The following is an 18,482-nucleotide window of genomic DNA, read 5'->3' as shown; positions in this document are numbered from 1 at the left end:
CGCGCGATGACCACAGACACCGGTTTCGAGATCTTCCTGGCCGCGCCGCCAGGCCTGGAGGACGTGCTGTGCGACGAGGTGCGCGGCAAGGGCTTCCGCCGCCCCCGGCCGGTCCCCGGCGGGGTCGTGTTCCAGGGCGGCTGGCCGGAGGTCTGGCGCGCCAATCTCTGGCTCCGCGGCGCCGGGCGCGTCCTGGCCCGCATCGCCGCCTTCCGCGCCGTGCACCTCGCCCAGCTCGACGACCGGGCGCGCCGCGTGCCCTGGGCCGATATCCTGCGGCCGGACGTGCCGTTCCGGGTGGAGGCGAGCTGCGCCGGCTCGCGCATCTATCACAGCGGCGCGGCGGCGGAGCGCATCGCCACCGCCATCCGCGAGACCCTGGGCGCACCGGAATCGCCCGAGGCGGAGATCCTGGTCCGGGCGCGGCTGGAGAACGACACCTGCACCATCAGCGTCGACACCTCCGGCGCGCCGCTGCACAAGCGCGGCTACAAGGAAGCCGTGAACGCGGCGCCGATCCGCGAGACCATGGCCTCGCTGTTCCTGCGCCGCTGCGGCTATGACGGCACCGAGCCGCTGCTGGACCCGATGTGCGGCTCCGGCACCTTCGTCCTCGAAGCCGCGGAGATCGTGGCCCGGCTCAACCCCGGGCGGAACCGCGCCTTCGCCTTCGAGAAGCTCGCCACCTTCGACGCGGAGGCCTGGGCCCGCATGCGCGCGGTGGTGCGGAGCGAGCGCCCGCAGGCGGTGCTCTGCCATGGCAGCGACCGGGACGCGGGCGCCATCGCCATGAGCCGGGCCAATGCCGAGCGCGCCGGCCTGGCGGCGCGGACGGTGTTCCGGCAGGCGACGATCAGCGAGGTCCGGCCGCCCGAGGGGACGCCCCAGGGAATGTCCGGCCTGGTCATCGTGAACCCGCCCTACGGCACCCGTCTCGGCGAGCGGGAGAAGCTCCTGCCGCTCTATCGCGCGCTCGGTCAGGTGCTGGCGGCCCACTTCTCCGGCTGGCGCGTCGGCCTGGTCGCCGCCGAGCCACGGCTGGCCCATGCCACCGGCCTGCCCTTCCTGCCGACGGATCCGCCGGTGCCGCATGGCGGGCTGCGCGTCACCCTCTACCGGACTGCGCCGCTGCCCTGAAAACCGCTCCGGGGTGATGGCGGCCGCCCTCCCGAAGCGGGCCAGGGCCCGAATCGCCGGGCAGGCTGGGAATTCACGCCTTCCGGCCTTGCACGGCGGGCGAGGATGCGCTGAGCCCCCAGCAGGACAGTCCGATGGAGCAGGCGGTCATGCGCAGCAACAGCGAGGAGATCTGGCGCCGGGTGGAGGAGAAGCGCGAGCGCTTCTTCGAGCTCAGCGACCGCGTCTGGGGCATGCCGGAGCTGAACTACGCCGAGCACCGCTCCGCCGCTGCCCATGCCGAGGCGCTGGAGGCCGAGGGCTTCCGCGTGACGCGGGGCGTCGCCGGCATTCCCACCGCCGTGATGGGCGAGGCCGGGGAGGGCGGGCCGGTGGTCGCCATCCTGGGCGAGTACGATGCGCTGCCCGGCCTCAGCCAGGAGGCCGGCGTGGCCGAGCACCGGCCGGTCGAGCCCAACGGGCATGGCCATGGCTGCGGCCACAACCTGCTGGGCTCGGCCTCCCTGCTGGCCGCCGCCGCGGTGAAGGACTGGCTGGCCGCCAGGGGCATCCAGGGCCGCGTGCGCTACTACGGCTGCCCGGCCGAGGAGGGCGGCTCGGCCAAGGGCTTCATGGTGCGCGACGGCGCCTTCGACGACGTCGACATCGCCATCTGCTGGCACCCGGCGGCCTTCTCCGGCGTCAACAAGCCGCATTCGCTGGCCTGCCTGGAGATGGACTTCAGCTTCACCGGCCGCTCCAGCCACGCCGCCGCCGCGCCGCATCTGGGCCGCAGCGCGCTCGATGCCGTCGAGCTGATGAATGTCGGCGTCAACTACATGCGCGAGCACATGCCGAGCCATGCGCGCATCCACTATGCCCTGCAGGATGCCGGTGGCATCGCGCCCAATGTGGTGCAGGGCAGGGCGCGGGTGCGCTACCTGATCCGCTCGCTCACCATGGCCGAGGTGCTGGCGCTGCAGGCGCGGGTGCGCAAGGTGGCGCAGGGTGCCGCGCTGATGACCGAGACCTCCGTCACCGACCGCGTGCTCAGCGCCGATGCCGAGCTGGTCGGCAACGATCCGCTGGAGCAGGCGATGGAGGAGAACTTCCTCCGCCTCGGGCCGCCGCGCTTCGATGCGGCGGACAAGGCCTTCGCCCACGCGATCCAGGCGACGCTGACCCCGGCCGAGATCGACAGCGCCTATCGCCGCGTTGGCCTGGCGCCGATTCCGGGCGAGGTGCTGGCCGAGCGGCTGGTGCCGCTCTCGGCCCCCGCGCCGAGCGGCGTCGGCTCAACCGATGTCGGCACGGTGTCCTGGAAGGTGCCGACGGTGCAGGCGCGCGGCGCCACCCATGCCATCGGCACGCCGGGCCATTCCTGGCAGATCGTCGCCCAGGGCAAGACGCCCGCCGCGCACAAGGGGCTGGAGCATGTCGCCAAGGTGATGGCCGGCACCGCGGCGGACGCGCTGAGCGATCCTGCCCTGCTGGCCCGCGCCAGGGCCGACCACGCCGCCCGCACCGCCGGCATGCCCGAGGTCTTCCCGATTCCGAAGGACGTGCCGCCGCCCTTCGACATGGCCGCTGGCGGCTAGAGCGGATCCCGATCGGGTGGAAGCAGCTGATCGGGTGAAGATGCTCGCAAAAACAAATGGCCAGAGCGTTTGTCGTGAGCCAGGGCGAACGGAAAATGCTCTGGAGCGGATCCCGGCCTCAGGCCGGCACGGGCACCCGCTGCGCCAGGGGTTCCAGCAGGGCCTCGATCCCCAGCGGGTCCTCCCAGTCCAGACGCACGGAGAGCACCGTGACGCGGCTGCGGAAGGCGGGGGGGATGCGCACGTAGTCCTTGCGCGTGGTCACCGGAATGGCGCGCAGCGCCTCCGCCTGCCCGAGCAGCTCGCGCAGGTCGCCGGCGTCGAAGGGGTAGTGGTCGGCATAGGAGACGCGCCCCGCCATCACCGCCCCCGCCTCCTGCAGCGAGGTGAAGAACTTGCGCGGATTGGCGATGCCGCAGAAGGCGAAGACCGGCTGGCCCTTCAGCAGTTCCGCCTCCGGCCCGGGCACCAGGCGGGCGCGCAGCACCGGAAGGCCCGGCGGGAGCTGCTCCAGGGCGCCGGATTCGTCCTCGCCGATCAGCACCGCGGCGCGGCAGCGCCCGGCGGCCTCGGCGACCGGCTCGCGCAGCGGCCCGGCGGGGATGATGCGGCCATTGCCGAAGCCGTAGGGGCCGTCGATGACCAGAAGCGAGAGATCCTTCTCCAGCCCCGGATTCTGCAACCCGTCATCCATGATGATGGCCTGGGCCCCGGCATCGACGGCGGCGCGGCCCCCGGCCTCGCGGTCGCTCGCCACCCAGGTCGGGCGGGTGGCCGCCAGCAGCAGGGCCTCGTCGCCCACGGCCTTGCTGTCGTGCTGCTTGGTGTCGACCAGGACCGGCCCCTTGAGCCGGCCGCCATAGCCGCGGGTCAGGAAATGCGTCGCCACGCCACGGTTGGACAGGCGCTGGCCGATATCCAGGGCCACGGTGGTCTTGCCCGCGCCACCCGCTGTGGCATTGCCGCAGCAGATCACCGGCACCGGCGCCTTCCAGCCCCGCCGCGCGACCCGGCGGGCGGTGGCGGCCGCGTAGATCGCGGCGATCGGCGAGAGCAGCAGGGGCGCGATTCCCCAGCCGCCCCCGCTCCAGAAGTCGGGGGCACGCATCCGGCTCTGACCTGTCCTCTCTAGAGCAGATCCGGCGAGGCCGGGATTGGCCAGCCGGTGCGATGCTCGTGAACGCCTTCGCGGAACCAGCCTCCCGGGCCCCAGCCTTCCGGACAAGGATGCCCGCAGGGCGCGGCCCCGCTCAAGAACAATACCCGCGCTGCCGCGCCACGCCGTCCCCGGGCAGGGCGGGCATGATTCCGAGGACCGCCGTGGCGAGCCTGCCGGGAAGCCCGGCCGACCGGGCGGCGACGGCGGCGGCGGCGGCGGCCATGGCGTGACCCCGCGCCGGATCGGATAGCACGTCTGTAACCGCTTGTGCCAGCGCCGCCGCCGAGGCCACCGGCAGCGCCCCGCCACGGTCCAGCAGCGCCTCGGCGGCCTCCAGGGCGTTCTCCGTGTGCGGGCCGAGCAGGATCGGGCAGCCGAGCCGCGCCGGCTCCAGCGGGTTGTGGCCGCCTTTCGGGACCAGCGTGGCGCCGACCAGGGCGACATCGGCCAGGCGGTAGAACAGGCCCAGCTCGCCCAGCGTATCGGCGACATGGATGCCGGCCTCCGGCACCGGGTCGCCGCCCTCGGCGCGCCGGGTGACGCCGCGTGGCGCGGCCGCGGCGGCGGCCAGGGCGGCGATGGCCGCCCCGCGCTCGGTGTGACGCGGCACGATGATGGTCAGCAGGTCGGGGAAGCGCGGAAGCAGGGCCGCGTGCGCCGCGCAGACGATCTCCTCCTCTCCCGCATGGGTGCTGGCCGCGAGGAAGATCGGACGGTCGCCGGTCATGGCACGCAGCCGGGCCAGCTCGGCCGGATCGGCGGGCAGCGGTTCGGCGGCGGCCTTGAGCTGGCCCCAGTAGACCGCGCCCGGCGCGCCCAGCCGCCGCAGCCGCTCGGCATCGCCTTCGCTCTGCGCCACCACCAGGCTGAAGCGCCCGAGCATGTCGCGCATCAGCCCGGGCGCCCAATGCCAGAGGCGGGCGGAGCGGGCGGAGATGCGGGCATTCACCAGCGCCAGGGGGATGCCGCGGCGCGCCAGGGCGGCGGTCAGGTTGGGCCAGAGTTCGCTTTCGACGAAGATGGCGCCGTCCGGCCGCCAGCCGTCGAGAAAGGTCTCCACCCAGCGCGGGACATCGAGCGGCACGAAGCGGTGATGCACCCGGTCGGCCAGCAGGGGCGGCAGGCGCTGCATCAGCAGGGTGGCGGCGGTGACGGTGCCGGTGGTGACGAGAAGGTGGAGGTCCGGCCGCCGCTCGACCAGGGCGTCCATCAGCGGCAGCAGGGAGAGCGATTCGCCGACACTGGCGGCATGGAGCCACAGCAGCGGCCCGGCGGGGCGCGACGCGGCCTCGCCCCGCCGTTCCGCCAGCCGCTCCGGCATCTCCTTGCCACGCCGGGCACGCAGCTCCAGCCAGAAGGGCAGGAGCGGCGCGAGGCCGGTGCCCACGGCATGGCTGATGCGGCCGGCCAGGCTCATGGGCGGCCGGTCACAGCGGCATCGCCGCCAGGTGGGGGGGCAGCCGCCCCGCGGCCCAGAGGTCCGCGGTGTCGCAGGCGTCATCCAGCGCCGCCTCGATCGTCGTCAGCGCCGCGGCCTCCTCGCCCCGCGCCACCGGGATGGCGGGGCCGCAGACCAGCACCGCGCGGGTGAAGGGCAGGGGCAGCATCATGCGGTCCCAGCTCGGCAGCAGGCGATGGCGCCGGGCGGCGGCGGCGGTGGGCAGCACCGGCGCGTCCGAGAGACTGGCCAGCTGCGCCACGCCCTCGGCCGCCTTGCGGCGTGGTCCGCGCGGGCCATCGGGCGTGATGGCCACCGGGCTGCCCTCGCGCAGCACCCGCAGCAGGACACGCAGCCCCCCGGCCCCGCCGCGCGAGGTCGAGCCATGCACCATCCGGAGGTCGAAGCGCGACACCACCTCGCCGATGAAGCGGCCATCGCGGTGCTGGGACACCAGCACATGCGGCCGCCAGTGTTCCGCCTGGGGGAAGAGGCGATGCGTGACGGTCCAGAGCATGGGCATCATCGGCAGGCGTTCATGCCAGAAGGTGATGATGACCGGCCTGCCCTCACCGGCATGCCTTGCGATCTCCGCATGGCCGATCAGGCTCCATCGCGTCGTGCGGTAGCACAGGGCGAGGTAGCTGCTGAGCAGCCAGGCCAGGGCCGACTGCGTGCGGGGGTGGCGGATCAGCCTGCGAAACATGGAATGCGCCCGGTCACGGGATGCGCCCCTAGCATAGCTCCGGCGGATGCGGAAACCCCGCCCCGTCGGGCCGGCCCCGCCTCAGGGCCGCCAGGCGCGGTGGTAGGGGTGGCCGGCGCGGATGGCCTGGGCGCGGTAGAGCTGCTCGGCCAGCAGCCCGCGCACCAGGAAATGCGGCCAGGTCAGGGGACCGAGGGAGAGCCGGTGGTCCGCCCGCGACAGCACGGCGGGGTCCAGCCCCTCGGCCCCGCCGATGAGGAAGGCCAGGCCCCGGCCGCTCTCCTCCCAGCGTTGGGTCAAGGCCGCCAGCCCCTCGCTGTCGGGCGCCGGCCCGCCGAGGTCGAGCGCGACCGCCAGCGCCCCCTCGGGCAGGGCGGCGAGCAGGGCGGCGCCCTCCCGGCGGCGCACCTCGGCGGCCGAGCCGCGCGCCTCCGGGATCTCGCGCACCGCCAGCGGTGGCCGGAGGCGGGCGTTGTGCTGCTCGAACAGCGCCGCCTCCGGCCCGGACCGCAACCGCCCGACGGCGATGAGCAGCGGCGCGCGGCTCAGCGCGGCTCCTCCTCCGGGGCGTCGGGGGACTCGTCCTCCTCCTCGTCGTCGTCCTCATCGTCCTCGTCGTCGTCCGGCTCGTCCACCGGGTCCCCGGGGCCGTTGAGGCTGTCGGCGTCGTCCTCGTCATCCTCGTCGTCGTCCTCGTCCTCCTCATCCTCGAAGGCCTCGAGCGAGGGGATGAAGTCGTCCTCCGCGGGCGGCGGCTCCGGCGGGACATCACCGGCCGGCATCACCAGGTCGTCGGGCGGCGGGCTGTCCGGGCCCCACATCTTCTCCAGCCGGTAGTTGGCGCGGGCCTCCGGCTTGAAGAGATGCACGATGAGGTCGCCGGCATCGAGCAGCACCCAGTCGGCCGAGGTCTCGGTGCGGATGCGGCGGATGCCGTGCTCGGCCAGGGCCTTCTCCAGATGCGCGGCCATCGCCTGGATCTGCCGGTCGGCGAGGCCGGTGGCGACGATGATCCGGTCGGCGAAAGCGGCGCGGCTGGCCACGTCCAGCACCACCACATCCTCGGCCTTGTCATCCTCCAGGCTGCGCACGGCGCTCTGCACGATCACGTCGAGATGCGGCACCTTGGGCCGGCTCGGCCTGCGGGCCGGCGCGGCAGGCTTGGCCTTGGTCGCCGTGGCGGCCTTGGGCTTCGCCGTCACGGCCGTCGCGCGCGCCGGCGTCTTCGCCGCCACGGACTTGGCGGCGGTGCCGCGCGCCGCCTTCGGGGCCGTCCGGGCGGTGGCCTTGCCCGGGCTGCCTCCGGCGCTGGGGCGGGCTTTCGCGGCGCGGCTGTTGGCGGTGCCGCCGCTCCGCGTGGGCTTGGCCGGGGTGGATGGAGCCTGGGTGGATCGAGCCGGGGCGGACCGGGCCGGGGCGGACCGGGCCGGGGCAGACCGGGCCGGGGCGGACCGGGCCGGAGCGGCGGCGCGGCTGGCCGGTGCCTTGGCCGGCGTGGCGCGGCTGGTGGCAGGCTTGCCGGTGCCGCGTGGGCTCGCGGCGGCGCGCGGAGTCTTGGTGGCCGCAGTCTTGGACGCCGGGGCCTTGGTCGCCGGGGCCTTGGTCGCCGGGGCGGCCCTCGGGGTCCTGGCCGGGGCCGCCGCGCCGCGGGCCGCCGTCCTGGCCGGAGCGGCCTTCCTCGCGGCGGTGCCGGCCGGCTTCGCGGCGGACCGGGCCGCGACGGGCTTCGCCGGCGCGGCGGCGCGCGCCGTCTTGCCGGACGTCGCGGTCCGCGCGGGCCTGGCCGCCGCCGTGCCGCGCGTGGTCTTCGCGGCGGTGGCCTTCGGCGCGGCGGCCTTCGATGGCGTGGTCCTTGACGTCGAGGTCTTCGACGCCGTGGTCTTCGAACTCGTCGTCTTCGTGGCGCCGGCGCGCGTCGTCTTCGGCGCGGCGGTGGAGCGGCCGGGCTTGGCGGTGCCGGCTGCGCGCGCCGGCTTGGTCGCGGCGCTGCGGGCGGATCCGGTGGCGCGGGGGCCCGCCGCGCTCTTGCGGCGGGTCTCGTCCGGGGTCTTGGGGGTGCGGGCTATGGCGGCCTCCTGTCTGGGCTTTTCTCTGCGCTGTATCGCGGGTCAGGGGGGTGGGGCCAGCGCGGAATGCCCGCGCGCGGCATGACTGGCAAGGCCGTTGCCGGAACGCCGCAGCGCCGTGGCGCTGGCCGGATGCTCGCGGGCCGGGATCAGGCCCCAGGCGGCATGCCCGCCGCCCTCCCGATCGGGCAGCACGGCGCCGGCTGGGCGGCGGTGCCGGCGCAGCGTGCTGGCGGCGGCGCCGTGCAGGGCAGGCCGCGTCCAGCCCGGGCGGGGCAGCACCGCCATCGGCGTCCGCGCCGCCAGGCTGCGCCACTGCCGCCACCGGGGCAGCTGCGCCAGGTTGTCGGCGCCGATGATCCAGACGAAGCGCGCGCGCGGGAACAGCCGCGACAGCCGCCGCAAGGTGCGGGCGCTGTAGCGCTGGCCGATGGACGCCTCGATCCCAGTGGCGAGGATACGCACGCCATCGGCGATCGCCCGCGCCGAGGCCAGGCGCTGCGCGAAGGGCGCCATGCCGGAGACCGGCTTGAGCGGATTGCCGGGCGAGACCAGCAGCCAAACCTGGTCGAGCCGCAGCGCCCGCAACGCCTGCTGCGCCACGTGCCGGTGCCCCGCATGGGCCGGATTGAAGCTGCCGCCCAGCAGGCCGATGCGCCGCCGCCGGCGGTCGCCCCACCGGCCGGGGCCGACCCGGCCCGGCCCGAGCTGTTCCGCCGCCACCGTCAGGGCCGTGTCTGCCCCGAGCCGAGTATCTGATAGCGATAGGTGCAGAGCTGCTCCAGCCCCACCGGGCCGCGCGCATGCAGCCGGCCGGTGGCGATGCCGATCTCGGCACCGAAGCCGAACTCGCCGCCGTCGCAGAACTGGGTCGAGGCGTTCCACAGGCCGACGGCGGAATCCAGCCCGTCCAGGAACGCCTGGGCCACCGCGGCGTCCTCGGTGATGATGGCCTCGGTGTGCTCGCTGCCATGGCGGCGGATATGCGCCAGCGCCGCCTCGGGGCCGTCCACCACGGCGATGGACAGCACCGCCTCCAGCCATTCCGTGCCGAAATCCGCCTCGGTCGCGGCGGGCAGCTCCGGGCAGATGGCGCGGGCGCGCGCATCGGCGCGGAATGCGCAGCCCAGCGCGGCGAGATCCTCGACCAGCAGCGGCAGCAGCCCCGGGGCGATGGCGGCGTCGATCAGCAGGGTTTCGGTGGCGCCGCAGACGCCGGTGCGGCGCATCTTGGCATTGGCCAGCACGGCGCGGGCCATGGCGGGCTCGGCGGCGGCGTGGACATAGGTGTGGCAGAGCCCCTCGGCATGGGCCAGCACCGGCACCCGCGCCTCCCGCATCACCCGCGTGACCAGCCCCTTGCCGCCGCGCGGGATGATCAGGTCGATCAGCCCGGCCGCGCCCAGCATGGCGCCGACGAAGGCGCGGTCCTGGGTGGGGGCGATCTGCACCGCCGCCTCGGGCAGGCCGGCCTGGCGCAGCCCCTCCGCCAGACAGGCATGGATGGCGGCGGCCGAGCGGGCGCTCTCGCTGCCGCCGCGCAGCAGCACCGCCGAGCCCGCCTTCAGGCAGAGCCCGCCGGCATCGGCGGTGACGTTCGGGCGGCTCTCGTAGATCATGCCGATGACGCCGAGCGGCTGCGCGACGCGGCGGATGACGAGGCCGTTGGGGCGTTGCCACTCCGCCAGACGGCGGCCCACGGGATCGGGCAGGTCGGCGATCTCCTCCAGCCCGCGCGCCATGGCCTCGATGCGGGCGGGGGTGAGGGTCAGGCGGTCGCGGAAGGCTTCGGTGATGCCGGCCGCGCCGACCAGATCGGCCGCGTTGGCGGCGAGCAGCTCCGGCTGCCGCGCCCGCAGCGCCGCCGCCGCTGCCCTGAGGGCGGCATCCTTCGCCGGCCGCGCCGCGCGGGCGAGCCGCGCCGCGGCAACCCGCGCGGCCCGCGCGGCCTCCTGCAGCGCGACCTCGATGGCGGTGGGGGAGGACGTCTCGGCGATGGCGTTCACGTCAGGCGCTCCGTTGCGGGACCGGGCGGGGTGGCGGCTCCGGCGGCCGTGCAGGTCAGGGTATGGAGAAAGACCGAAAAGGCGAATTGCTCGGCGCCCTCGCGCCGGTCGACGCTGGAGCCGAAGCAGGGGCGGTGCAGCAGGAACTCGGCCGCACCCTCTCCCAGGGGCAGCTCCGGCACCTCCAGCCAGTGCCGCTCGTTGGCGGTCCAGCGGGCGCCGGGGCCCGCGGCGGACCAGTGATACAGGGTGAGCGCCGTCGAGCCCCCGGCGTTGAAGGCGGGCGGCGGCAGGCCATGCAGGACGAGGCGGCGCGGCCCGCCGCCGGCTCCGGCGCGCAGGCTGAGGCGGGAGACCGGGCCGAGGCGGATGCCGGCACTCGTCCGCTTCACCTCGGAACTCGCCAGGCTGGCCTCGATCCCCTCGTCCAGCGACAGGCTCAACCGCTGGCCGGCTCCGTCGCGCAGCAGCGCCATGGCCTCGTCCAGCGCGCCTTCGCCGGCCCGCAGCAGGCGCAGCTGGCCCAGCTGCAGGGAGCCCCCGTCCAGGCCGCGCGCGGCCGTCGCCAGCTCCGCCGCGGCACCGGCACGGTTGCCGGCGAAGAGCGCGGCCCGGGCATGAAGCAGCCGGAAGGCGGGGCTGTCCCGATGGGCTGGCGCGGCGCCGGCCTCCGCCAGCAGGGCCGGCAGCGGCGCGCCGGTGGCGAGGGCGTCGATGAAGCCCTCGAAGCGCCGCTCCGTCTTGAGGGTCTGCGGCAGGTTGTGGAGGCCGTCACGCACCAGTGCGACGCCCGACCAGCCCTCCTCGACGAAGCGCCAGGCGTTGCGGAGGTCGAGCATCGCGGCATCGCCGAACAGGATCAGGTGCCGGCCCGGCTCCGGGCGGCGGGGCGCGAGCCGGTCGAGGCCCCGCATGCCGTGGTCGTGGATCCAGCGCCGGTGGCGGATGGCCACCTGGCCCTCCCCCTCCAGATCGACCGAGATGGGCGGCGACATGGCGACGACGCGGGCCCGCGGCAGGGCCTCGCCCAGCAGCAGGGCGCCATAGGCCCCCATGCTGACGCCCAGGATCGTGACGTGTCCGTAGTCGCGCCCGGCGAGGCGGCCGGTGAGCCAGCCCAGCAGCGCCGCCCAGCCCTCCGGGGCATTGTACCAGCTGCGCAGCCGGTCGCGGATCAGCAGGGTGTCCACGGGGCGGCGCGCCAGGCTGCCGGCGAACTCGTAGCTGGCGAGGGGCGCCGAGGTGTTGCCGACGCCGGTCAGCGCGATGACGAGGCCGCGCGGCGCGGCACACCGGCTGAAGCGAGCCTCGTAGCCGCCGAAGCGGACCTCCTCCACGCTGCCGTTCCCCGCTTCCTGCCCATCCACCATTGGCCCGCCCGCTGACATCTCACCCTCTTTTCCGGCGATGCTGGCGGTCCCACCCGCGGCGGGCAAGGGGGTCGGCCCCGCGCCTAGAGCAGCACGAGATCGTCGCGGTGGACGATCTCGGCACGGCCGCGCCAGCCCAGGATGGCCTCGATCTCCTCCGAGCGGCGGCCGGCGATCTGCCGGGCGGCCTCGGCGTCATAGGCGGAGAGGCCCCGCGCCAGCTCGAGGCCGGCCTCGTCGCGGATGGAAAGCGGGTCGCCGCGGTGGAAGCTGCCCTCGACGGCGCGCACGCCGGCGGGCAGCAGGGAGCGACCCTGGCGCAGCGCCCCGGCCGCGCCGGCATCGACGCGCAGCACGCCGAGCGGCGCGAGCGAGCCGGCGATCCATTGCTTGCGGGCCGAGCGGCCCTCCGGCGCCGGCAGGAACCAGGTGCAGCGGCCGCCCTGCTCCAGCGCGGCCAGCGGATGGGGCCGCTGGCCGAGCGCGATGGCCATGGCGCAGCCGGCGCCGGTGGCGATCCGCGCGGCGATCAGCTTGGTGCGCATGCCGCCCGAGGAATAGCCCGGCGGCGGCTCGCCCCCCATGGCCATGATCTCCTCGCTGATGCGCTCCACCACCGGGATATGGGCGGCGGCGGGGTCGGTGCGGGGGTCGGCCGTGTAGAGGCCGTCGATATCGGACAGCAGCACCAGCGCGTCGGCCTGGATCATCTCGGCGACACGCGCCGCCAGGCGGTCGTTGTCGCCGAAGCGGATCTCGGCGGTGGCGACGGTGTCGTTCTCGTTGATCACCGGCACGCAGCCGAGATCGAGCAGTGTGCCCAGCGTGGCGCGGGCATTGAGGTAGCGCCGGCGGTCCTCGCTGTCCTCCAGTGTCAGCAGCAGCTGCGCCGCGTTCAGCCCGTGGCGCGACAGGGCGGCCTGCCAGGCCCCCGCCAGCCGGATCTGCCCGACCGCCGCCGCCGCCTGCTTCTCCTCCAGCCGCAACCTGCGCCGGGTGAGGCCGAGGGCGTGGCGGGCCAGGGCGATGGCGCCCGAGGAGACCAGCACCACCTCCACCCCGCGCGCCCGCAGCGCCGCCACATCCTCGGCCACCGAGGCGAGCCACGCCTCGCGCGGGGTCGCGGTCTGGCCGTCCACCACCAGGGCGGAGCCGATCTTGACGACGAGGCGGCGGGTGGTGGCGAGCGAGGGTGTCATGCGCCCTGGTCCTCGCGCTGGCGGCGGATGGTGTCGGCCAGCTCCCGCAGCGTCTCCGGCACGCCGTCCTGGGTGGCACCGCTGATCAGCCGGACGGGGCGGCCGAGCGCGCGCTCCAGCGCCTTGGCGCGGCTGGCCCGGGCCTGCGGGGTCATGGCGTCGAGCTTGTTCAGCGCGACGATCTCGGGCTTGTCCGCCAGCCCACCGCCATACTCCGCCAGCTCGCCGCGCACCGTCTCATAGGCGCGGACCGGGTCGGGCTGGCTGCCGTCGATCAGGTGCAGCAGCACGGCGCAGCGCTCGACATGGCCGAGGAAGCGGGTGCCGAGCCCGGCGCCCTCCGCCGCGCCCTCGATCAGGCCGGGAATATCGGCCAGGACGAATTCCTCGGTGGCGTTCAGCCGCACCACGCCAAGCTGCGGCGTCAGCGTGGTGAAGGGATAGTCGGCGATCTTGGGCTTCGCCGCGCTGACCACGGAGAGGAAGGTGGACTTGCCGGCATTGGGCAGGCCGATCAGGCCGGCATCGGCGATCAGCTTGAGGCGCAGCCAGAGCCAGCGCTCCTCGCCCGGCCAGCCCTTGTCGGCGCGGCGGGGCGCGCGGTTGGTCGAGGTCTTGAAATGCGCGTTGCCGTGGCCGCCATCGCCGCCCTGGCAGATCACGGCGCGCTGGCCCTCGCGCACCAGATCGGCCAGCACGGTCTCCTTGTCCTCGGCCAGGATGACGGTGCCCACCGGCACCTTCAGCACGACATCCTCCGATCCCGCCCCCGTGCGGTCGGAGCCGGCTCCGTTGCCGCCCTTGCGGGCCTTGAAGTGCTGGGCGTAGCGGTAGTCGATCAGCGTGTTGAGGCCGGGCACGGCCTCGACGATGACGTCGCCGCCCTTGCCGCCATTGCCGCCATCCGGGCCGCCGAACTCGATGTACTTCTCGCGGCGGAAGGCGACGACGCCGTCGCCGCCATCGCCGGCCTTCACCCAGATCTTGGCTTCGTCGAGGAACTTCATCGGGCTTGGGGGTCCGGTCGGGCAGGGGGAAGCGGGGGTGCCAAAAACGAAAACGGGGGCCTTGCGGCCCCCGTTCGCGGTCGAAGTGTCGTCGCGGAGGCGCGCGGGCTTACTCGGCGGCCTGCGGCAGCGGCTCCACGGAGACATGCACGCGGCCCTCGGCGCGGCGGGTGAACTTCACCCTGCCCTCGACGGTGGCGTGCAGGGAGTGGGTACGGCCGACCAGGACGTTCTGGCCCGGGACCATCTTGGTGCCGCGCTGGGTCACGATGATGTTGCCGGCCAGCACATGCTCGCCGCCGAACTTCTTGACGCCGAGGCGCTTGCCGGCGGAGTCGCGACCGTTGCGGGAGGAACCGCCAGCCTTCTTGTGAGCCATGGGGAGTGTCTCCTACGGAAGCCGGTTCAGGCCGCGTTGATGGCCGAGATGCGCAGCACGGTCTGGTGCTGGCGATGGCCGTTCTTGCGGCGGCTGTTCTGCCGGCGGCGCTTCTTGAAGATGATGACCTTGTCGCCGCGGTTCTGCTCGACCACGGTCGCGGTCACGGTCGCGCCGGCCACGGTGGGGGCGCCGATGGTCAGCCCGGCCTCGCCGCCGATGGCGAGCACGTCCTGGAAGGTCACGGTCGCGCCGGCTTCGGCGTCGAGACGCTCGACGGTCAGAACGGCATCCGGGGTGACGCGGTACTGCTTGCCGCCGGTGCGGATCACTGCGTAGGTCATGGTGCGCCCTGAAAGCTCTCTGCCGTTACTGGCCTGGTCTACAATGAGGATCGGCCGGAAACGGCCTTCGGCGAGGCACGAGGCCCCGCCGGGAGGACGGGCGTATAGCGCCGAGGCGGTGAGGGAGTCAACGGCGATGGTCCGGGATGGCGGAAATCCCGCACGGCATCCGTTGCGCTGCCGCCCGCATGCCTTTATACCCCCGCCCGCCTGCCGACCAGGCGCGCCCCGCGGAGAGGTGGCAGAGTGGTCGATCGCGTCGGTCTCGAAAACCGAAGTACCTGCAAGGGTACCGTGGGTTCGAATCCCACCCTCTCCGCCATCTTGTTGATATCGTTGAGAAAACTTTGCTGAGACCGCCTCGGACGCCCCTGTGCTCCAAAATGGTGGTCCAAAGTGGAGTCCATTCGCTATCTCCGCCAGCACCCCCGAACCGGGCTGCTGCACTACCGGCGCGTCATTCCGCCGCACCTTCGTGCCCATGTCGGCGTCGGCACCATCTCCCGCAGCCTCGGCGCCCGGACCCTCAATCACATCGCCCTCTCGCGCTGGATCGAGGCGGACCGGGAGGCCGAGCAACGCTTGGCCGAGGCTCGGGCCACGGTCGGCGAGACGGTGACCACGACGGTCATGCCCACGGTCGCTGGGACGGTCTCGCCCATGGTCGCCAAGATGGTCGCGGCGATGGTCTCGACCGCCGCCCCAATCCTGATCGACGCGCGGGCCTGCATGGCGGCCTTGGCGATTTGGAGGGAGCGGGAGATCGGGCGGCAGAGCCTCCGGCTCCATGAGGCTTGGGCCGATCCCAGAGCATGGGAGCAGCTTGAGCGTTCCCACAACGAGATCAGGGACAGGCTCATCGGGTATGGCGACTCGACAGGCTTGCTCGAAATTGACGACTTGCTCGGCGCTGCCCTGCGAGAGGGCGGCATCGTCATCCCGACCGACGAGGCCACCGTGGCGGTGCTCCGTCCGGCATTTCGGGAGGCGCTCGCCGAGGTCCTGCGGGTGATCAACGGCCTAATCACCGCCAAGCGGAACGATGCTCAGCAGCCAGTCTCCGGCGACGGCGCGGGGTCATCGCCACCACCTTGCCGGATACCGGCGGATGCCGGTCCTGCCGGTGCCGCCGAGGCGGACAGGGACGGACTGCGCCTGTCCGAACTTGCCGACGCCTACCTGACGGGTTGCAACGCCGACCCCGACTATGCCGAGGACCTGCGCACTTACGTGCGGCGCCTACAGGAGAGCCTTGGGGGCGACCGCCCGGTCCAGCAGATTAGCAAACGGGATGTGGTCTGTTTCCGCGACCAAGTCTGCAAGCTGCCCGCAAGACCGGCCCACGCACAGCGCCGGATGCCCATTCTCGATCTCGTGGAAGTGGCGGAGCAGGAGCGTGCGGAGGGCTTCGGCAGGCCGCCCCTCACCAGCAAAACGGTGAAGAAGTGGTTGGACCACCTCGGCGCTATGTTCCGCTATGGGCTCGCAAACGAGCTTTGTAGCGCGAACCCAGTCGCCGGGGTGAAGCCGCCAAAGGAGAGAGACCCCGAACCGCCTCGTCAGCCCTTCGATCGTGTCCCACCCTGTGGTGTAGGAGCGGCGCTCCTCAGCGGGCTGAGCCGCGGTGTCAGGCTGCCGCGGCGGGCAGGCTGACGGGGGCAGTATCGCTCACAGCGCCGATGGTCTCCAGCGTCATGTAGCGCGACCGCTGTGTGGCCCATTCGTCGGACTGCTCGAGGAGCAGAGCGCCGACGAGCCTGGTGATGGCGGCTTCGTTGGGGAAGATGCCGACGACGTCGGTGCGCCGCTTGATTTCGCCGTTGAGGCGCTCGATGGGGTTGGTGCTGTGGAGCTTGGCGCGGTGCTCCCGCGGGAAATCCATGAAAGCCAGCACGTCCTCCTCGGCCGCATCCATCAGGCTGGCGAGTTTCGGCACCCTGGGGCGGAGCTGGTCGGCCACGGATCGCCACTGGGCATGGGCGGCCGCGGCATCGGCCTCGGCATAGGCGGTGCCGATCCAAGCCGAGACGATGCGGCGCTGGGTCTTGCCCGCATGGGCGGCGGCGTTTCGGCCGAAATGCACGCGGCACCTTTGCCATGTGGCCCGGAGCACCTTGGCCACTGCGGCCTTGAGGCCCTCATGGGCGTCGGAGATGACCAGCTTGACGCCGCGCAGGCCGCGCCGGGTCAGGCCGCGGAGGAAGTCCGTCCAGAAGGTCTCCGCCTCGGAGGCGCCGACCGCCATGCCGAGCACCTCGCGGCGTCCGTCACTGTTGACGCCTACCGCGATGGTGACCGCGACCGAGACAATGCGGCCAGCCTCGCGCACCTTCACGTAGGTGGCGTCGAGCCACAGGTAGGGCCAGTCGCCCTCGATAGGGCGGCCCAGGAAGTCCTGCACCCGGCCGTCGATCTCGGCGCAGAGCCGGGAGACCTGGCTCTTGGAAATGCCCTCCATCCCCATGGCCCGGACCAGGTCGTCCACCGAGCGCGTGGAAATGCCCTGGACATAGGCCTCCTGGATGACTGCCGTCAGCGCCTTCTCCGCCAGCCGCCGAGGCTCCAGGAAAGCCGGGAAGTAGCTGCCCTTGCGGAGCTTGGGGATGCGAAGCTCCACCGTGCCGGCTCGGGTCTGCCAATCCCGCTCGCGATAACCGTTGCGCTGGTTCACCCGCTCGGCGCTGCGCTCGCCATGCCCCGCACCGCAGCGGCCGTCCGTCTCCAGCTCCATCAGCCGCTGGGCGGCAAAGCCGATCATCTCCCGCAGAAAAGTCGCGTCAGAGCCCTTCTCCAGAAGCTCGCGAAGGGCAATCCTCTCGTCGGTCATCGTGGCGTCCTTGCGTCAGAGTTGCGTGTTGCAACACAACCCTACCGAGGATCACCGCGATGGCCGCCCTAACTTGGGCGGCTGCCTCCTACACCACCACCCGGGGCACGACCAGCCCTTCGGTCAGGATGAGCTTCGCGTGATCTTCACCTCACCGCTCTACCAAGGTCACGCAGGCGACGCCTATCGATGTAATCCCGGCATTCAGATCATCCGTGACAGCAAGTTCTGGCTACCGCTGCTCGGGCTTTACACCGGATGCCGACGTGAGGAGATGGCGCAGGCGCGGGTCGCAGATATGAAGTCGGAGGATCGGATCGCCTTCCTCCACATCAACACGCTTGCGCAGGACAACGGTCGCGAGAAGCGGCTCAAGACGGCCGGGGCACGCCGAATGGTGCCGCTGCACCGGACCGTGCTCGAAGCCGGGTTTCTAGAGCATGTGGCTGTGCTGCGACGCCGAGGTGAAATCTACCTGTTTCCCGATCTCAACCACATGGCCCGAGAACCCGCCGGAGCGTTCGGCAAATGGTTCGACCGATTCTGCCGCCGCCTTGCCGAGGTCAACGACCTACCGTTGGGACAAGGGATCGACCATCCGTCGCGGACGTTCCATTCGTTCCGCCATACCTTCAAGCGCGCCTGCCGTGATGCTGAGATTGGCAAGGAGCTACACGACGAACTGACCGGTCATGCCGGAGGCGGCGATGTCGGCCAAGGTTATGGGCGCACGAGTGACGGCCGCTTTTCCCTGCGAGTCCTGAATGCTGCTATCCAGCGTATTCAGTTCTCGGGATTCACGCTGCCTTCAATGCCGCCTTCATGAATGAATGCGCGTCGATCAGGATTGGGGCGGCGGTCGAGACCATCGCCGCGACCATCTTGGCGACCATGGGCGAGACCGTCCCAGCGACCGTGGGCATGACCGTCGTGGTCACCGTCTCGCCGACCGTGGCCCGAGCCTCGGCCAAGCGTTGCTCGGCCTCCCGGTCCGCCTCGATCCAGCGCGAGAGGGCGATGTGATTGAGGGTCCGGGCGCCGAGGCTGCGGGAGATGGTGCCGACGCCGACATGGGCACGAAGGTGCGGCGGAATGACGCGCCGGTAGTGCAGCAGCCCGGTTCGGGGGTGCTGGCGGAGATAGCGAATGGACTCCACTTTGGACCACCATTTTGGAGCACAGGGGCGTCCGAGGCGGTCTCAGCAAAGTTTTCTCAACGATATCAACAAGATGGCGGAGAGGGTGGGACCCGCTGCCATGGGCTGAG

At 72.7% G+C, this 18,482-nt stretch carries 19 protein-coding genes and 1 tRNA gene; 6 read left to right on the top strand and 14 right to left on the bottom strand.

The genetic code is table 11. The annotated features are described in order from the left end of the window. Nucleotides 1-6 precede the first annotated feature (6 nt). Entirely contained in the window at nt 7-1,137 is a 1,131-nt protein-coding gene (locus ACF3NH_RS03370; protein ID WP_422921867.1) for a THUMP domain-containing class I SAM-dependent RNA methyltransferase, read from the top strand. A 134-nt stretch (nt 1,138-1,271) separates the two neighbouring features. Then, nucleotides 1,272-2,714: a M20 family metallopeptidase gene (locus ACF3NH_RS03365; RefSeq protein ID WP_422921866.1), complete on the top strand. Its 1,443-nt coding sequence runs from the start codon at nt 1,272-1,274 to the stop codon at nt 2,712-2,714. 118 nt (nt 2,715-2,832) lie between these two features. On the opposite strand, the gene lpxK is transcribed toward ACF3NH_RS03365, so the two are convergent. The 5 genes from lpxK to rsfS form a co-directional block, all read right to left on the bottom strand. After that, the gene (gene lpxK, locus ACF3NH_RS03360; RefSeq protein ID WP_422921865.1) at nt 2,833-3,822 is read right to left on the bottom strand and encodes a tetraacyldisaccharide 4'-kinase; all 990 of its coding nucleotides are present in this window, start codon (nt 3,820-3,822) and stop codon (nt 2,833-2,835) included. Nucleotides 3,823-3,964: 142 nt separating this feature from the next. Further along, nucleotides 3,965-5,290 carry a 3-deoxy-D-manno-octulosonic acid transferase gene (locus ACF3NH_RS03355; RefSeq protein WP_422921864.1) on the bottom strand — a complete coding sequence of 442 codons (1,326 nt, stop codon included), beginning with the start codon at nt 5,288-5,290 and terminating at the stop codon, nt 3,965-3,967. Nucleotides 5,291-5,300: 10 nt separating this feature from the next. Next, nucleotides 5,301-6,017, bottom strand: coding sequence for a lysophospholipid acyltransferase family protein (locus ACF3NH_RS03350; protein WP_198365762.1), 717 nt, complete (start codon nt 6,015-6,017; stop codon nt 5,301-5,303). Nucleotides 6,018-6,098: 81 nt separating this feature from the next. Then, the gene (locus ACF3NH_RS03345) at nt 6,099-6,551 is read right to left on the bottom strand and encodes a 23S rRNA (pseudouridine(1915)-N(3))-methyltransferase RlmH (RefSeq protein WP_198366175.1); all 453 of its coding nucleotides are present in this window, start codon (nt 6,549-6,551) and stop codon (nt 6,099-6,101) included. Between the two features lie 11 nt (nt 6,552-6,562). Beyond that, nucleotides 6,563-7,219 (bottom strand): ribosome silencing factor, encoded by a 657-nt coding sequence (rsfS, locus tag ACF3NH_RS03340; RefSeq protein WP_422921863.1) that lies wholly within the window; start codon nt 7,217-7,219, stop codon nt 6,563-6,565. On the opposite strand from rsfS, the gene ACF3NH_RS03335 reads away from it, so the two are divergent. After that, nucleotides 7,194-8,168, top strand: a complete 975-nt coding sequence (locus ACF3NH_RS03335; RefSeq protein ID WP_422921862.1) for a hypothetical protein — start codon at nt 7,194-7,196, stop codon at nt 8,166-8,168. The two genes, rsfS and ACF3NH_RS03335, sit on opposite strands and share 26 nt — an antisense overlap. On the opposite strand, the gene ACF3NH_RS03330 is transcribed toward ACF3NH_RS03335, so the two are convergent. The 7 genes from ACF3NH_RS03330 to rplU all read right to left on the bottom strand — a co-directional run bounded on the left by ACF3NH_RS03330 (nt 8,126) and on the right by rplU (nt 14,388). After that, nucleotides 8,126-8,806 (bottom strand): nicotinate-nucleotide adenylyltransferase, encoded by a 681-nt coding sequence (locus tag ACF3NH_RS03330; protein ID WP_422921861.1) that lies wholly within the window; start codon nt 8,804-8,806, stop codon nt 8,126-8,128. The two genes, ACF3NH_RS03335 and ACF3NH_RS03330, sit on opposite strands and share 43 nt — an antisense overlap. A gap of 2 nt (nt 8,807-8,808) precedes the next feature. Further along, a complete protein-coding gene (locus tag ACF3NH_RS03325; RefSeq protein WP_422921860.1) occupies nt 8,809-10,089 on the bottom strand; it encodes a glutamate-5-semialdehyde dehydrogenase in 1,281 nt (426 codons plus the stop codon). Then, nucleotides 10,086-11,477: a hypothetical protein gene (locus ACF3NH_RS03320; RefSeq protein WP_422921859.1), complete on the bottom strand. Its 1,392-nt coding sequence runs from the start codon at nt 11,475-11,477 to the stop codon at nt 10,086-10,088. The genes ACF3NH_RS03325 and ACF3NH_RS03320 overlap by 4 nt, the downstream gene beginning before the upstream one ends. Nucleotides 11,478-11,542: 65 nt before the next feature. Then, nucleotides 11,543-12,658 carry a glutamate 5-kinase gene (proB, locus tag ACF3NH_RS03315; RefSeq protein ID WP_422921858.1) on the bottom strand — a complete coding sequence of 372 codons (1,116 nt, stop codon included), beginning with the start codon at nt 12,656-12,658 and terminating at the stop codon, nt 11,543-11,545. Then, on the bottom strand, nt 12,655-13,665 hold the full coding sequence (gene obgE / locus ACF3NH_RS03310) for a GTPase ObgE (RefSeq protein WP_198365768.1): 1,011 nt from the start codon (nt 13,663-13,665) through the stop codon (nt 12,655-12,657). The genes proB and obgE overlap by 4 nt, the downstream gene beginning before the upstream one ends. Before the next feature lie 109 nt (nt 13,666-13,774). Continuing rightward, nucleotides 13,775-14,044, bottom strand: a complete 270-nt coding sequence (gene rpmA, locus ACF3NH_RS03305; RefSeq protein WP_422921856.1) for a 50S ribosomal protein L27 — start codon at nt 14,042-14,044, stop codon at nt 13,775-13,777. Between the two features lie 26 nt (nt 14,045-14,070). After that, a complete protein-coding gene (rplU, locus tag ACF3NH_RS03300) occupies nt 14,071-14,388 on the bottom strand; it encodes a 50S ribosomal protein L21 (protein WP_198365770.1) in 318 nt (105 codons plus the stop codon). Nucleotides 14,389-14,620: 232 nt separating this feature from the next. Here rplU and ACF3NH_RS03295 point away from each other — a divergent pair. After that, nucleotides 14,621-14,710, top strand: a tRNA-Ser gene (locus tag ACF3NH_RS03295). Nucleotides 14,711-14,784: 74 nt separating this feature from the next. After that, a complete protein-coding gene (locus tag ACF3NH_RS03290) occupies nt 14,785-16,041 on the top strand; it encodes a hypothetical protein (protein WP_422921855.1) in 1,257 nt (418 codons plus the stop codon). Here ACF3NH_RS03290 and ACF3NH_RS03285 read toward each other — a convergent pair. Then, on the bottom strand, nt 16,016-17,215 hold the full coding sequence (locus ACF3NH_RS03285; RefSeq protein ID WP_422921854.1) for an IS256 family transposase: 1,200 nt from the start codon (nt 17,213-17,215) through the stop codon (nt 16,016-16,018). The two genes, ACF3NH_RS03290 and ACF3NH_RS03285, sit on opposite strands and share 26 nt — an antisense overlap. A 139-nt stretch (nt 17,216-17,354) precedes the next feature. Here ACF3NH_RS03285 and ACF3NH_RS03280 point away from each other — a divergent pair, with 139 nt between their 5' ends. Further along, on the top strand, nt 17,355-18,041 hold the full coding sequence (locus tag ACF3NH_RS03280; protein WP_422921853.1) for a site-specific integrase: 687 nt from the start codon (nt 17,355-17,357) through the stop codon (nt 18,039-18,041). Here the strand turns inward: ACF3NH_RS03280 and ACF3NH_RS03275 are convergent. Continuing rightward, nucleotides 18,013-18,372, bottom strand: coding sequence for a hypothetical protein (locus ACF3NH_RS03275; RefSeq protein WP_422921852.1), 360 nt, complete (start codon nt 18,370-18,372; stop codon nt 18,013-18,015). The genes ACF3NH_RS03280 and ACF3NH_RS03275 overlap by 29 nt on opposite strands. Between the last annotated feature and the right edge of the window lie 110 nt (nt 18,373-18,482).

The sequence above is a fragment of the Pseudoroseomonas sp. WGS1072 genome, from assembly GCF_049340465.1.
Lineage (GTDB): Bacteria > Pseudomonadota > Alphaproteobacteria > Acetobacterales > Acetobacteraceae > Pseudoroseomonas.
Note: the sequence above shows the minus strand (reverse complement) of the source record. Positions and strands in the feature narration are given on the sequence as shown.